Genomic DNA, 13,604 nt, shown 5'->3' on the forward strand with positions numbered 1-13,604 from the left:
AGCCTGTCGTTATAACTATAGCCTGAATTGTTCCCCAAGGTATACATCCCTGACCTGCTGATTGGCAAGAACATCAGCTGGTGCTCCTTTGGCGATCAGCTCACCATGACTGACAATGTAAGCTGTTTCACAGACATCAAGGGTTTCGCGCACATTGTGGTCGGTGATCAGCACACCAATACCCCGCTGACTTAAGTGCTGAATAATTTTTTTGATATCCAGCACGGAAATGGGATCAACGCCGGCAAAGGGTTCATCCAGTAAGATAAAGCGTGGATCGGCTGCCAGCGCCCGGGCAATTTCAACACGACGACGTTCTCCACCCGACAAACTCATACCGAGACTTTGGCTAATATGGCCGATATGAAACTCTTCCAGCAAGTCATCGGCAGTTTCTTCTTGCTGCGCTGCAGTCAGATCCTTGCGGGTCTGCAAAATTGCCATCAGATTATCCCGTACGGTCAATTTACGGAAAATCGAACTCTCCTGCGGCAGATAGCCAATACCAAGACGGGCACGCTGGTGGATAGGCTGGTCTGTTAAATCCTGCTCACCCAGTTGAATTTTGCCGCGATCGCTTGGTACCAGGCCAACAATCATGTAAAAGGTGGTGGTTTTACCGGCGCCATTCGGGCCCAGTAAGCCGACGATCTGACCCGCATGGACTTCCAGGCTGACATCTTTGACTACCTGACGGCCTTTATAGCTTTTGGCCAGATGCGCTGCGGTTAGTTTCATGGTTGCTGGTTCTCTTGCTTTTTCTCTGGCTGGGGTAGGGCTTCTGGCGCAAAAATGGTGCGGACCCGGCCATTCTCACCACGCTCTGCTTGCAGCTGCTGATTTTCGATGTTGTACTCAATTCTTGCAGCCTGCACCAGGCTACCGCTTTGCTTCAACTCAGCGGCACCGGCCATAATCAAAATCCGATTGGCCCGGTCATAGCGGATCTCCATGGCTTCTGCTTCCACCAAAGAGTTATCTTCCATGCGCTGACTGTAAGTGGCCGGTGAGCCGCTGGCAATAAAGATTTCCTGTCCCTTGCCAGCAGAGCCATCCACTTCCAGTCGGTCTGCGCGGATGGTGAGACTGCCTTGTTGGACCAGAACATTGCGTTCATACACCACGTTCGAGCTTTGTAAGTCGGTGAAAAAAGCTTCCGAGTCAATACTCAGCGGTTGCTGGAAGTCCGGCAAGGTGGAAGCCAGCGCGGGTGTCAGCAACAGCAAAGCGGCGAGGGCAATCTTAAGGTTCATGGTGGTAGTCCGTTCGTATATGATTTTCAATTTCAATGGTTTGCTGCAGAATGCTCGCACGCAAGCCGCGGCCAGAAATGGTAAAGCCATCGCCGATAATCTGCACCTCCTCGTCGGTCACGAATTGCTCAGAAGGTAACAGCATTTCAAGATAGCTGGTTTGCACTCGATCAATTAAATCATCCTTGATTAGGTTTTGCAGCAACACGGCGCCATCCAGAATCAGCTTGTCGTCCGGATACAGCACAGCGGTATTGCTGGATGCCTGCCAGCTGAGGTTGTGAGCTCGATCTTGCAAGGTAAACACCGGCTTTTCCAGCTGGGTGAAGCCAAGCAAGTCGTAGTGTTCCATGCGCTTGGCTTGCATTAGCTCACTAAGTTGCCCTTGCTCATTGTAGACAATGCGTGTTAATTGCTCAGCCACAAAGTCCGGGATCAACTCGCGATCAGTTAATGAAGTACTGGTGTCCTCACTACGATCATACCAGTACCAGACCACAGCCACTAAGCCAAGTAAAAGCAACAAGCTGCGCCAGGCGTTCATGTGCTGCTGCCCTTGAATTGATGAAAAGCATTCCGGCTCATCAGCAAGAGATCGGCCGCTTCACGCACAGCACCAAAGCCGCCCGGACAGGTGGTGATATAGTGACTGTGTAAGCGCAGGTAAGGATGCGCATCGCGCACAGCGATACTCAGTCCAATCTGTTGCATCACGTCCCAATCACTGAGATCATCGCCGATATAGGCCACTTGCTCGGGCTTAAGCTGCTCTTTTTGCAGTACTTCAGCGAAGGCAGGCTGTTTGTGCTCTTGTCCCTGGTAAATGTAAGGGACTGTCAGTGATTGCATGCGGTATTTGACAATCTCGGAATGTCGGCCGGTAATCACCGCCACTTCTATGCCGGCTTTACGAAGTGCTTTAATGCCATAGCCATCCCGGGTATGGAAAGCTTTTAACTCTTCACCACTGTTGCCCAGGTAGATACGGCCATCTGAAAACACGCCATCGACATCGCAAATAAGCAGTCGGATCTGTTGTGCACGCTGCCACACTGTGGCAGAGACTTCCTGGTAGCATTGCTGAAATAACGGCTGCATATCATAGCACTCCGGCTTTGAGTAAATCGTGCATATTCATCGCTCCAATCGGATGGTGCTGTTGGTCTACTATCACCAGACCATTAATTTTGCGTTGCTCCATCAGTTTCAGTGCCTCTGCTGCCAGCATCTGTGGCTGAGCCGTAATGCAGTTAGTCACCATCACTTCAGTAATGGCGGTTTCATGAATATCGTAGCGCTGATCGAGAATCCGACGCAAATCACCATCGGTAAAAATACCTTGCAAAATACCGCTCTGATCAACAATGGTAGTCATGCCCAACCCTTTGGCGGACATTTCCAGCAATGCCGTTTTAATGGTGGCCGTGGTGAGAACCTTTGGAATGGCCGTGCCGGTATGCATCACATCTTCCAGACGCAGCAGCAGCCGCCGACCCAGGCTGCCTCCAGGATGCGACAAGGCAAAATCATCGGCGGAGAAACCTCTGGCATTGAGCAAGGCTACAGCCATGGCATCCCCCATCGCCAGAGTGGCAGTGGTACTGGCGGTGGGTGCCAAACCGAGCGGGCAGGCCTCCTGCTCCACTTGCACGCAGACATGCACATCCGCTAACCGGGCCAGGGTAGAGGCAGGGTTGCCGCTCATACCAATTAAATGGGCGCCAATGCGCTTTAATACCGGGATAATGGTGAGTACTTCGCCGGTTTCCCCTGAGTTGGAAATGGCAATCACCACATCGTCTTTGGTAATCATCCCCAAATCACCATGACTGGCTTCCCCCGGGTGAACAAAGAACGCCGGGGTTCCTGTAGAGGCAAAGGTGGCTGCTATTTTGTTGGCAATATGGCCGGACTTGCCCATGCCCGATACAATCACCCGGCCTGGGCTGTCCATAATCAATTGGCAGGCTTTATTAAAGTCATCATTAACAAAACGCGCCAGTTGCGAAATTGCGGTTGCTTCTATTTGCAGCACCTGCAGCGCCTGTTGGGTAAAATCTGTGGTCATGCGGTATCCATTAACTCATGCTGGAAAATAACAAGTACTGATAACCGATAAAAGCCATCAACAGTATGCAGCCTTCGACCCGATTAATGCGCCGAAGTTTGCCCAATCGTAAACTCATCAGCAATAAACCTAAGGTTGCTGCCATCATGACATAGCTGTCACGACCGGCTGCCGACGCATCGATGATGCCGGGGGCAATGATGGTGCCAACCCCCAGTACAGCCAGGATGTTGAAAATATTCGACCCGATGATGTTACCAAGTGCTAAATCATCCTCGCCTTTTAATATACCGATCAGGCTGGCAGCCAGCTCAGGCAGGCTGGTACCAATGGCAATAATGGTTAAACCAATCAGCAAATCACTCATGCCAAAGTGGTTGGCAATGGTCACGGCCCCATGCACCAAAAGTTGTGAGCTTGCCAGCAATAACGCCAGGCCAAGCACGAGCCAGACGATTGCTTGCCAGGTAGGCGTGGGTGGAGGCAGCTCAGCCTGGTATTCTGTTAAGAGTGGATCATCCGGTGGTGCATGTTTGCCCCAGTACACCATCAGCAGTAAAAACAACGCAAAGCCACCTAAAAACAAAGCTCCTTCAGCCCTGGTTAAGCTTTGATCGGCTAGAAACAGGTAGCCTAACAGGGTGACCAGAATCAGTAATGGAAATTCGCGCTTGATGGTCATGGAGGCTACCGCGATCGGTTTGAGTAAGGCGGTGGCACCAATAACCAGTAAAATATTGGTGATGTTGGATCCCAGAGCATTGCCGACCGCTGTATCAAGCCGGCCTTGCCAGGCAGCTGTGGCTGATACCATGATTTCCGGAGCGGACGAGCCCATGGCAACGATGGTGAGGCCAATGATCATTGGAGATACGTTCAAATTGCGTGCAATTGAAGAGGCACCATAGACAAAACGATCGGCACTCCAGATCAGCAGCACCAGGCCAACTAAGACAAAAATAGCGGCAACAAGCAAAGGAGACACCTGTGATTCCTTGTAAGCAGTGGATCCGGTTAATACATTTTCCCGTTTATTGACAGGAAAAGCAAAACTTACTGTGGCCAGCCGATGTTCGACTTTTTGCAATGACTTGTTACGAATAATAGGAAGGTGTTGTTGTGGTAATTTTGTTACAATCGCAGGCTGAGATGGATGAGCAACATCCTGAATGAAACGTTCACGGATTGAAATGGCGTATCAGCACCGGTATAGTGCGCGGCTGCATCAGTGCAGGCATGTGAGCAATGGGTGGAGAGAATTTTGTCCGACTTGATGGTGGATATACAGAATTTGACATTCAGCCGTGGAGAACGGTTGATATACGACAACATGAGCATGCAGGTCAAGCGTGGTCAGGTGACGGCGATCATGGGGCCGAGCGGTATCGGCAAAACCACCTTATTGAAATTGATTGGTGGCCAGTTAAAACCCGAACAGGGCGATATTCTGTACCAGGGCAAATCCATTCCTAACATGAGCCGGGCCGAGTTGTACCAAACACGTAAGTCCATGAGCATGCTGTTTCAAAGTGGGGCTCTGTTCAGTGAGATGACGGTGTTCGACAATGTCGCTTTCCCCATTCGTGAGCATACCAAGTTACCGGAAACCCTGATCCGAACCATGGTGTTGATGAAGCTGGAAGCTGTCGGTTTGCGTGGTGCCAGGGATCTGATGCCCTCCGAGTTATCCGGCGGCATGGCGCGTCGTGCGGCTTTGGCCAGAGCCATTGCGCTCGATCCGCAGTTGATTATGTACGATGAGCCCTTTGCTGGTCAGGATCCGATTTCGATGGGCATCGTCGTGAAACTGATTCGCGAGCTGAATAATGCGCTGGGCCTGACTTCGATTGTGGTATCGCACGATGTGCCTGAAGTGATGAGCATCGCTGATTATGTCTATGTGGTGGCGGAGAAACATGTCATTGGTGAAGGGACGCCGGAGCAATTAAGACAGCACGCTTCTCCTTTAGTGCAGCAATTTTTAAAAGGCGAAGCCGATGGCGCTGTGCCATTTCACTACAAAGCGGCGCCTTATGCCGATGAATTAATGGAGCTGTTGTAATGTTCGTGAGTCGATTACAACGTCTCGGCGCCGACACTATCCAAACTGTAGCGGGTCTGGGCCGAGCTGCCCTGATGTTATTCGGTGCTATTTTTGGCAAGCCGGATGTGCGCAAGGGCTTTCCGCTACTGATTAAGCAGCTGTATGTGGTTGGGGTTTTGTCGCTGCTTATTATTCTGGTGTCAGGTCTCTTTATTGGTATGGTGCTTGGTTTGCAAGGCTACACCGTGCTGGTGAAGTTTGGCGCTGAGGGCATGTTGGGCCCCCTGGTGGCGCTTAGCTTGTTGCGTGAGCTTGGGCCCGTGGTGACGGCCTTGCTATTTGCGGGCCGCGCTGGCAGTGCTTTGACGGCTGAAATCGGCCTGATGAAAGCCACTGAGCAAATTTCCAGCATGGAAATGATGGCGGTGGATCCATTGCGACGTATTATCGCGCCCCGTTTCTGGGCCGGGGTGATCAGTATGCCTTTATTAGCGATTGTGTTTACCGCTGTTGGTATTTTGGGTGGGCATCTGGTTGGTGTCGATTGGCTGGGTGTAGATGCAGGCAGCTATTGGTCTGCGATGCAGGCCAATGTGGATCTGCATCAGGATGTTTTTAATGGCATCATCAAAAGCATTGTGTTTGCTTTTGTGGTGATGGCTATCGCCTTGCACAAAGGCTTTGATGCTGTGCCAACTTCCGAAGGCATTGCCAAAGCGACGACGGAAACCGTGGTCACAGCATCGCTGGCTGTGCTGGCATTCGATTTTGTATTAACCGCGTTAATGTTTGGTGGATAAGGTTTGGTGGATAAGATGAACACACGGAAAATTGAAATTGCTGTTGGCTGTTTTGTTGCTATCGCTATAGGCGCCTTCCTGATCCTGGCGCTGAAAGTGGCCAACACAGGTTTTGCCGGCTCAGGCGATACCTATACCTTGTACGCCGACTTTGAAAACATTGGCGGTTTAAAAGCCCGCTCACCGATCAAGGTGGGTGGAGTTGTCGTAGGTAGGGTCGCTTCTATTGAGCTCGACAAAACTTATTATACCCCTCGGGTACGGCTGGAAATTTCCAGGCAGTACGATAATTTTCCGGAAACAAGTTCTGTGGTGATCCTGACCTCAGGGCTGTTGGGCGAGCAATATTTAGGCATCCAACCAGGGTTTATCGATGAAACCGTGCACATCTTGCAGGATGGGGATGTGATTGAAGATACGCGTTCAGCCATGGTGCTGGAAGAGTTAATTGGTCAGTTTCTTTTTAACCGGAATTAATCATGAATATAGTGAAAAAAATGGGCCAACTGGTTTTGGCCGCAAGCTTGGTGATGAGTGCCGCTGTGCAGGCAGAGGTCGAGCGTTTCACCGATCCCTATCAAATGATTTCTGTGGTGGCAGATCACGCCTTTAGCCGGCTGGCACAAGAAAAAGAGAATATTAAAGCAAACCCGGAACTCTTACGCACCATGGTGCATGAAGAGCTCTTGCCATACATCGATGTCCGTTATGCCGCGTTTCGGGTGATTGGTAATCATATTCGAAGTACCACGGAAGAAGAGCGTGATGCCTTTGTGGCCGCTTTTCAGGAATACATGATTTCAACCTATGCCGGCACCTTTACCTTGTACCGGGATCAGCGGGTCATCGTCGAGCCTGGGCAGGATGTTGGCAATCGTCGGGTGGCGACGGTACGGACCCGGGTGATTGATCCTGGCAAACCGGATATCACCATCGAATTTAAATTGATTCGTCACCGGGATAGCGAGTACTGGCAAGTGTTCGATATGGTGGCTGAAGGCATTTCATTGCTGGACAGCAAACGGGCAGAGCTCGGCGGCATGATTCGCCAGCAAGGTCTGGCCCGGGTCACCGAGCTGCTGCAAGAGCGCGCAAAGCAGCCCATTGAACTGGCTGAACCTGAGGAGTAAAGCGTGCTGAATATTGAGCAGCAGCAACAACGTTTGCTATTTAGCGGCGTGTTGGACCGAAATACGCTGCTGGCATTTTGGCCCTTTCGCCAGCTGAACCGTTTGTCCGGTGAGGTGGTATTCGATTTAAGCCAGTTGCAGACAATCGATACGGCAGGGCTTGCCTGGCTGTTAAAGCAATTAGCGCTTGCCAGGCAGGCTGGCTTGGTGGTTCAATTGCAGCATGTCCCGGAGCAAATGCGTTCCCTGGCGAAAGTCAGCGATGTGCTGGAGCTCTTGCCTATCAGTGATCAAAGCTAGGATTTCATGGATATTCAACAAATAGAACAAATTCTGCAGGAACAATTGCAGCTGACTGAAGTCAAAGTCAGCGCTGATGGTTCACACTACTCAGTGCTGGCGGTTGGTGACTGTTTTGCCGATATCAGCAGAGTGCGCCAACAGCAAATGATTTATGGCCCGCTGATGGCAGCCATCCAGGATGGTAGTATTCATGCGGTGTCCATTCGTACCTTTACTCCAACACAATGGCGTAGAGAAAAATTACTTAACTCATCGATGTAATCACTTATGCAGCAATTTTTTGTGACCGGTGGTGCTGAACTGCGTGGCGAGGTAACCATTTCCGGTGCCAAGAATGCAGCGCTGCCTATACTCTTTGCCAGTATCTTGTCCCATGAACAGGTCATTATTGATAATGTGCCAGTCCTGAAAGACATTGATACTACCTTCAAGTTACTCCGCCAGTTCGGCGCCACGGTCGAACGTGATGGTCATCAGGTACGAATCCATGCCGGTGCCATTAACAGCTTCAAGGCTTCTTACGACCTGGTAAAAACTATGCGGGCTTCCATTCTGGCACTGGGGCCTTTGCTCAGCCGCTTTGGTGAAGCTGAAGTCTCTTTACCAGGTGGCTGTGCCATTGGTGCGCGCCCGGTGAACTTGCACATCGACGGTCTGCGTAAAATGGGAGCCGAGATCACGGTGGAGAATGGCTACATCAAAGCTCGCTCCAGCCGGTTGAAAGGTGCCCACATTGTGATGGATATGGTCAGTGTCACCGGCACTGAGAACCTGATGGCTGCAGCTGTGCTTGCCAGTGGTACCACCATTATTGAGAACGCAGCACGGGAGCCAGAAGTCACCGATTTAGCCAACTTCTTAATTGCACTGGGTGCGCGCATTGAAGGTGCGGGTACTGATACCATCCGTATTGATGGTATCGAGCGGCTTGGCGGTGGTCAGTACCGGGTACTGCCGGATCGGATTGAAACCGGAACCTTTCTGGTTGCAGCTGCGGTTACCGGCGGTGATGTTACCTGCCGCAATACTCAGCCCGGTGAGCTGGAAGTGGTGCTGGATAAGTTGCGGGAAGCTGGTGCTGAGATCAGCACAGGTGATGATTGGATCCGACTCAATATGGCTGGCCGTACCTTAAAAGCCGTTCAGGTGAAGACAGTACCCCACCCTGGTTTTCCAACGGATATGCAGGCCCAGTTCACCGTGCTCAATGTAGTAGCCCAGGGTGTAGGGACGGTCACTGAAACCATTTTTGAAAACCGCTTTATGCATGTGCCTGAGTTGCAACGGATGGGTGCGCGCATCCAACTGGAAGGCAATACAGCGGTCTGTCAGCATACAGAGCAGTTGACTGCGGCACAGGTGATGGCGACCGATCTCCGAGCATCTGCCAGTTTGGTGATTGCCGGTTTGGTCGCGAAAGGCACTACCGTGGTGGATCGGATTTACCACATTGATCGTGGTTATGAGCAGATAGAGCACAAACTGGCTGGCTTAGGTGCCCATATTGAGCGGGCTGGTTAAACCCAGCCTACTGCAAGCAGATGGGGTGCTGTTTAAAGGGACTTAACGAAACTCGCGGATCAGGGTAGGCACCACCAATCGCTCATTATTACGCTTGATGGTTAATTGCACCACGGTATCGGGTGGTGTTTCTGCAATCACATTCAGCGCATGCTGGGTACTGCGCAGTGGCTTGCCATCAATTTCCAATAAAATGTCGTTGACCTGAAGCCCGGCTTCAGCCGCAGGGCTGTGTGGGCTAATCGACGTGAGTTGCACCCCATACAGCGTTTGGCCGGTCGAGATGAGTCGATCGCCAGCCGCATTGATTACCGGTTCACCATTGACACCCAGGTGACCGCGGATCACCCGGCCATGCTGGATCAGCTTTTCCATGACCCGGTAAGCCAATTGATATGGTACGGCAAAGAAAATCCCTTGTACATCCTGGCTTTGGCGCTGGAAAGTACCCGCATTGATACCGACCAGGGTGCCGTTGCTATTCACCAGAGCACCACCTGAGTTGCCGGCATTAATGGCCGCATCCATCCGCATAAAATCAATGTAACCACGTGAGCTCAAGCCATCGTTGCCATTGGCACTGATAATGCCTTGGGTAATGGTCTGCCCAAGATTCAGTGGGTTGCCAATAGCCAGCACCACATCACCGACCTGAGGTTGTAATTCGGGATCTTGTGGAATGGCTGGCAGGTTATCGGCTTCGACATACAACAGTGCTAAATCAGTAATTTCATCATGGCCAATCAGTAAGGCTTCCAGCCAGCGGCCGTCTTGTAAGGCTACTTCAATGTGATCCGCGCCATACACTACATGATGGTTGGTTAAGATGTAGCCTTGAGAGCTCATGATCACGCCAGAGCCAAGCTCCTGCCGCTCAATGGTGCGGGCACGCAATGATCGGGGATGGCTAATGGTCGTTCGGGTATAGACATTGACGACCGATGGGGCGGCCAGTCGAACGGCACGAGCATAAGAGACCGGTGCCGCCTTTTGCACCGCATCGGTTGTTGTATGGCTAGGCCAGAAAAAGCGTAGCTGCTCCGGGAACAGCAGCAATAGAATAAGCGCCAGCGCCAGGCCGTAAGCAATACTTCGCAGTAAAAATAATAGAGTCTTGAGCACTGACATCGGTTTAACCAGCGATAGAATCTGCTAAGGATACCATTGTTTAAAGAAAAGCAGTAGCGGAGTAACGCTACTGCTTGGTAGACCACCGATAAAGTGTTTGCTTTGTTAACGGATCAGCACATAAAGGGTTTGATTGCCACGTTGAATGTTCAGTGCCACGACTCCACGCTGCTCTTGCAAAACTTTTCGCAGTTCAGCCAGGTTATGGATGCGTTGGCGGTTGACACCAATAATGACGTCGCCCTTTTCCAGACCAAGCCGTGCAGCTGGAGCGCTTCGTTCCAGTTCACTGATCAGGACTCCTGCTTTACCATCCTGGGTTTGATCGTTGAGCAGGGTGGCTCCTTCAAGCATAGGATGAATGACATTGGCAGCCACCTGAGCTTGCTCTGCCCGGCGCAGGGTGACTGCGATATCCATGGTTCGGCCATCGCGCAAAACGGATAAACGAACTTCACGGCCGGCACCTAAGGTGGCGATTTTCGCTCTGAGCTCACGGAAATTAATAATCCGGTTGCCATTCATACCTACAATCACATCACCGGAGCGCAATCCTGCTTCTGCTGCAGCAGACTCAGGTAAGACTTCATTGACGAAAGCGCCCTGGGTGACGGATAAGTTCATGGCTTCAGTCAGTTCAGAGGTGACATCGATGCCACGGATGCCGAGACTGCCCCGGCGGATTTCACCAAACTCGATCATTTGATCGACCAGGTTTTTCATCATATTAGATGGGATGGCAAAACCAATGCCAACGTTGCCGCCATGAGGCCCTAAAATAGCGGTGTTAATACCAATCAGTTCGCCACGCAGGTTTACCAGAGCACCGCCAGAGTTGCCGCTGTTGATCGCAGCATCGGTTTGAATAAAGTCTTCGTAACCTTCCATGCCCAGATTACCACGGCCGAGGGCACTGACAATACCGGAAGTAACCGTTTGACCAAGCCCAAATGGATTGCCGATGGCAATGGCAAAATCACCGACTCTCAGGCGATCCGAGTCGGCAATGGGTAATGCGACCAGATTGTCGGCTTCGATTTGCAACAAGGCAATATCGCTCTCCGGATCTTCGCCAATTTTTCTCGCAGCAAAAGTCCGTCCGTCCTGCAGGTTAATGATGATATCGGAAGCATCGCGAATGACATGGGCGTTGGTGACAATGTAGCCCTGGTCAGCATCAATAATGACACCGGAGCCTAAACCACGAAAAGGCCGTTCTTCACGAAACTCACCGGGAGCTCTTGGCCCAAAAAAATGACGAAAAGCATCCGGCATGCGTTGACGCACTTCACGGCTACCTTGCACCGAGATATTTACCACGGCTGGTGTAGCTTGCTCCAGCATGGGTGCCAGGGTAGGTGTTTCACCCTGACTAAGTTGAGCTAAAGGAAGGTTTGCCTGTGCCAGCCCAACAGTTAAAAACAGGCTGGCAAGCAGGCCACTAACGGTAAGGATGTTTTTTTTCATACACGCAGATCTCCATCTAACACGCTGAGCATAAATTTATGGTTCAGAATGTTGCTAAAGACGCTCAGCGTTAAAAAAAGTTCATCGTGATCAGATGAGCAACCATCCGGAAGCGGTTGCTTCCGGATGTCAAGAAGCTAGCTTTGAGCCGGAGCTGGCTTTTTGGTGCTTTCTTTTAACAGGCCACTTGCTCCACCGGCATAATCTTTGGGTTGTTCAAAAGACTCAGAAAATGTTGGTTTTCGCTCATCAAGTTGATGAAACGACTCGCGGATTTGGTTGGCGGTATCAGACGACAGATAGGATATAGGCTCCGCTTTCTTCTCCAGCAACGGCTTTTCCACCAGCTCCATTTTACTTTGCTGCAGGTGACTGGCAATTTTGCCATAGTTCTGATGCAACTGAGTAATCAATTGATTGGTGGTTTCCAGGTGGCTTGAAACATCCGCCCGGTATTTTTTCAATTGTTCACGGGTATCGGTCAGTTCTTGTTGCAATTGACTCTGGTTGTGTTGCCGCAGGGCAAGAAACCATGCCACCAAACCTCCACACACAAAGCCAACTGCCAGCCATACTAAAGTCATAGGTAGTGTCATATTTGCTCCTGCAATAACATCAAATGGTTGCTTCTTAAGTGTAACCGATATTTTCAATCAGAGTGGTAAGGCATGTTAAGATATCAGCTTTGGTTTAATTGTGGCTGAACAGCCTTATTTCAAGTAGAGCCATTATGCCTTCACCACAGGAAAAGTATCAGCAGGATTTACAGCGGCCAGACTTTCAATCAGATGCCGCTCAGGCCGAAGCCGTCCGTCATTTACAGCGGTTGTATGATGATCTGCTGCAACAGCAGCGCCGTCCAGCCGGTTTATGGCAGCGTTTGCTTGGAAAAAAACCAGCTCCGCCGGTGATTGGTTTGTATTTCTGGGGCGGGGTTGGCCGTGGTAAAACCTATCTGGTGGATACTTTTTTTGAATGCCTGCCGCTTGAACGAAAAATGCGGGTCCACTTTCATCGCTTTATGCATCGGGTGCATGAAGAGCTAAAAAGCCTGCACAACCAGGCCAATCCACTTGAAATCGTGGCTGATCGCTTCAAAAAGCAGGCAGATATTATTTGTTTTGATGAGTTTTTTGTCTCCGATATCACCGATGCCATGTTACTGGGAACCTTGATGCAAGCTTTATTCAGCCGGGGCATTACCCTGGTGGCTACCTCGAACATAGAACCGGATGGTTTGTATCGCAACGGTTTACAGCGGGCGCGTTTTTTGCCGGCCATCGAATTAATTAAACAGCATACCGTGGTGGTCAATGTCGACAGTGGCATCGACTATCGGCTGCGTACGTTGGAGCAAGCCGAAATTTACCATGCGCCGCTCGATCAACAGGCTGAGCTTAACCTGGCTCAGTACTTCCATGCCTTATCCGATGAACCAAGGCAGCGGGATGTCGCCATTGAAGTGGCGAACCGGAAAATCCAGGCCCGGCATGAAGCTGATGGTGTGGTTTGGTTTGGCTTTAACGCCCTGTGTGAAAGTGCCCGCAGTCAATACGACTACATGGAGCTGAGCCGTTGTTACCACACCGTATTGGTATCCGGAGTAAAGGTGATGGGCCAGCACAACGACGATGTGGCACGGCGTTTTATTGCACTGGTAGATGAATTTTATGAGCGTAATGTCACCTTGATCCTGTCGGCAGAAACGGAGCTGGAAGCCTTGTATCAGGGCGGTTTACTGAGCTTTGAGTTTAAGCGCTGTATCAGCCGTCTGCAGGAAATGCAGTCGCATGAGTACCTTGCCCGGGCTCATTTACCTTAAGCCAAACGGCTAGCCAGAAAAAAATTGATATTTTTTAACCAGAAGGGCTGATCTTTTCTTGCAGATAC

General features: G+C 50.8%; 17 protein-coding genes. 8 read left to right on the top strand and 9 right to left on the bottom strand.

The window, feature by feature from the left end; genetic code table 11:
• Positions 1 to 15: 15 nt before the first annotated feature.
• The 6 genes from lptB to QWY20_RS10190 are packed head-to-tail and all read right to left on the bottom strand — an operon-like array spanning position 16 to position 4,297.
• Positions 16 to 738, bottom strand: a complete 723-nt coding sequence (lptB, locus tag QWY20_RS10165; protein WP_330128909.1) for an LPS export ABC transporter ATP-binding protein — start codon at positions 736 to 738, stop codon at positions 16 to 18.
• A complete protein-coding gene (lptA, locus tag QWY20_RS10170) occupies positions 735 to 1,253 on the bottom strand; it encodes a lipopolysaccharide transport periplasmic protein LptA (RefSeq protein WP_330128910.1) in 519 nt (172 codons plus the stop codon). Before lptA ends, lptB begins: the two co-directional genes overlap by 4 nt.
• Entirely contained in the window at positions 1,243 to 1,797 is a 555-nt protein-coding gene (gene lptC, locus QWY20_RS10175; protein ID WP_330128911.1) for an LPS export ABC transporter periplasmic protein LptC, read from the bottom strand. The genes lptA and lptC overlap by 11 nt, the downstream gene beginning before the upstream one ends.
• Positions 1,794 to 2,351, bottom strand: coding sequence for a 3-deoxy-manno-octulosonate-8-phosphatase KdsC (gene kdsC, locus QWY20_RS10180; protein WP_330128912.1), 558 nt, complete (start codon positions 2,349 to 2,351; stop codon positions 1,794 to 1,796). Before kdsC ends, lptC begins: the two co-directional genes overlap by 4 nt.
• Before the next feature lies 1 nt (position 2,352).
• Entirely contained in the window at positions 2,353 to 3,321 is a 969-nt protein-coding gene (locus tag QWY20_RS10185) for a KpsF/GutQ family sugar-phosphate isomerase (RefSeq protein WP_330128913.1), read from the bottom strand.
• Positions 3,322 to 3,331: 10 nt separating this feature from the next.
• Positions 3,332 to 4,297: a calcium/sodium antiporter gene (locus QWY20_RS10190; RefSeq protein ID WP_330129049.1), complete on the bottom strand. Its 966-nt coding sequence runs from the start codon at positions 4,295 to 4,297 to the stop codon at positions 3,332 to 3,334.
• Between the two features lie 297 nt (positions 4,298 to 4,594).
• Here QWY20_RS10190 and mlaF point away from each other — a divergent pair, with 297 nt between their 5' ends.
• The 7 genes from mlaF to murA are packed head-to-tail and all read left to right on the top strand — an operon-like array spanning position 4,595 to position 9,119.
• Positions 4,595 to 5,383: a phospholipid ABC transporter ATP-binding protein MlaF gene (mlaF, locus tag QWY20_RS10195; RefSeq protein ID WP_330129050.1), complete on the top strand. Its 789-nt coding sequence runs from the start codon at positions 4,595 to 4,597 to the stop codon at positions 5,381 to 5,383.
• Entirely contained in the window at positions 5,383 to 6,165 is a 783-nt protein-coding gene (gene mlaE / locus QWY20_RS10200; RefSeq protein WP_330128914.1) for a lipid asymmetry maintenance ABC transporter permease subunit MlaE, read from the top strand. The genes mlaF and mlaE overlap by 1 nt, the downstream gene beginning before the upstream one ends.
• Positions 6,166 to 6,180: 15 nt before the next feature.
• Entirely contained in the window at positions 6,181 to 6,642 is a 462-nt protein-coding gene (gene mlaD / locus QWY20_RS10205; RefSeq protein ID WP_330128915.1) for an outer membrane lipid asymmetry maintenance protein MlaD, read from the top strand.
• A 2-nt stretch (positions 6,643 to 6,644) separates the two neighbouring features.
• Positions 6,645 to 7,295, top strand: a complete 651-nt coding sequence (locus QWY20_RS10210) for an MlaC/ttg2D family ABC transporter substrate-binding protein (RefSeq protein WP_330128916.1) — start codon at positions 6,645 to 6,647, stop codon at positions 7,293 to 7,295.
• Between the two features lie 3 nt (positions 7,296 to 7,298).
• Positions 7,299 to 7,595: an STAS domain-containing protein gene (locus tag QWY20_RS10215; RefSeq protein ID WP_330128917.1), complete on the top strand. Its 297-nt coding sequence runs from the start codon at positions 7,299 to 7,301 to the stop codon at positions 7,593 to 7,595.
• A 6-nt stretch (positions 7,596 to 7,601) separates the two neighbouring features.
• Positions 7,602 to 7,859 (top strand): BolA family protein, encoded by a 258-nt coding sequence (locus tag QWY20_RS10220; protein ID WP_330128918.1) that lies wholly within the window; start codon positions 7,602 to 7,604, stop codon positions 7,857 to 7,859.
• Between the two features lie 6 nt (positions 7,860 to 7,865).
• On the top strand, positions 7,866 to 9,119 hold the full coding sequence (gene murA / locus QWY20_RS10225) for a UDP-N-acetylglucosamine 1-carboxyvinyltransferase (RefSeq protein ID WP_330128919.1): 1,254 nt from the start codon (positions 7,866 to 7,868) through the stop codon (positions 9,117 to 9,119).
• Positions 9,120 to 9,161: 42 nt separating this feature from the next.
• Here the strand turns inward: murA and QWY20_RS10230 are convergent, their stop codons facing one another.
• The 3 genes from QWY20_RS10230 to QWY20_RS10240 form a co-directional block, all read right to left on the bottom strand.
• A complete protein-coding gene (locus QWY20_RS10230) occupies positions 9,162 to 10,241 on the bottom strand; it encodes a trypsin-like peptidase domain-containing protein (RefSeq protein ID WP_330129051.1) in 1,080 nt (359 codons plus the stop codon).
• Between the two features lie 111 nt (positions 10,242 to 10,352).
• Positions 10,353 to 11,714 (bottom strand): Do family serine endopeptidase, encoded by a 1,362-nt coding sequence (locus QWY20_RS10235; RefSeq protein WP_330128920.1) that lies wholly within the window; start codon positions 11,712 to 11,714, stop codon positions 10,353 to 10,355.
• A 137-nt stretch (positions 11,715 to 11,851) separates the two neighbouring features.
• A complete protein-coding gene (locus tag QWY20_RS10240; RefSeq protein ID WP_330128921.1) occupies positions 11,852 to 12,310 on the bottom strand; it encodes a YhcB family protein in 459 nt (152 codons plus the stop codon).
• A 134-nt stretch (positions 12,311 to 12,444) separates the two neighbouring features.
• Here QWY20_RS10240 and zapE point away from each other — a divergent pair, with 134 nt between their 5' ends.
• On the top strand, positions 12,445 to 13,536 hold the full coding sequence (gene zapE / locus QWY20_RS10245) for a cell division protein ZapE (protein WP_330128922.1): 1,092 nt from the start codon (positions 12,445 to 12,447) through the stop codon (positions 13,534 to 13,536).
• Positions 13,537 to 13,604: the final 68 nt, after the last annotated feature.

It is taken from the genome of Alkalimonas cellulosilytica (genome assembly GCF_036325985.1).
Classification (GTDB): domain Bacteria; phylum Pseudomonadota; class Gammaproteobacteria; order Enterobacterales; family Alteromonadaceae; genus Alkalimonas; species Alkalimonas cellulosilytica.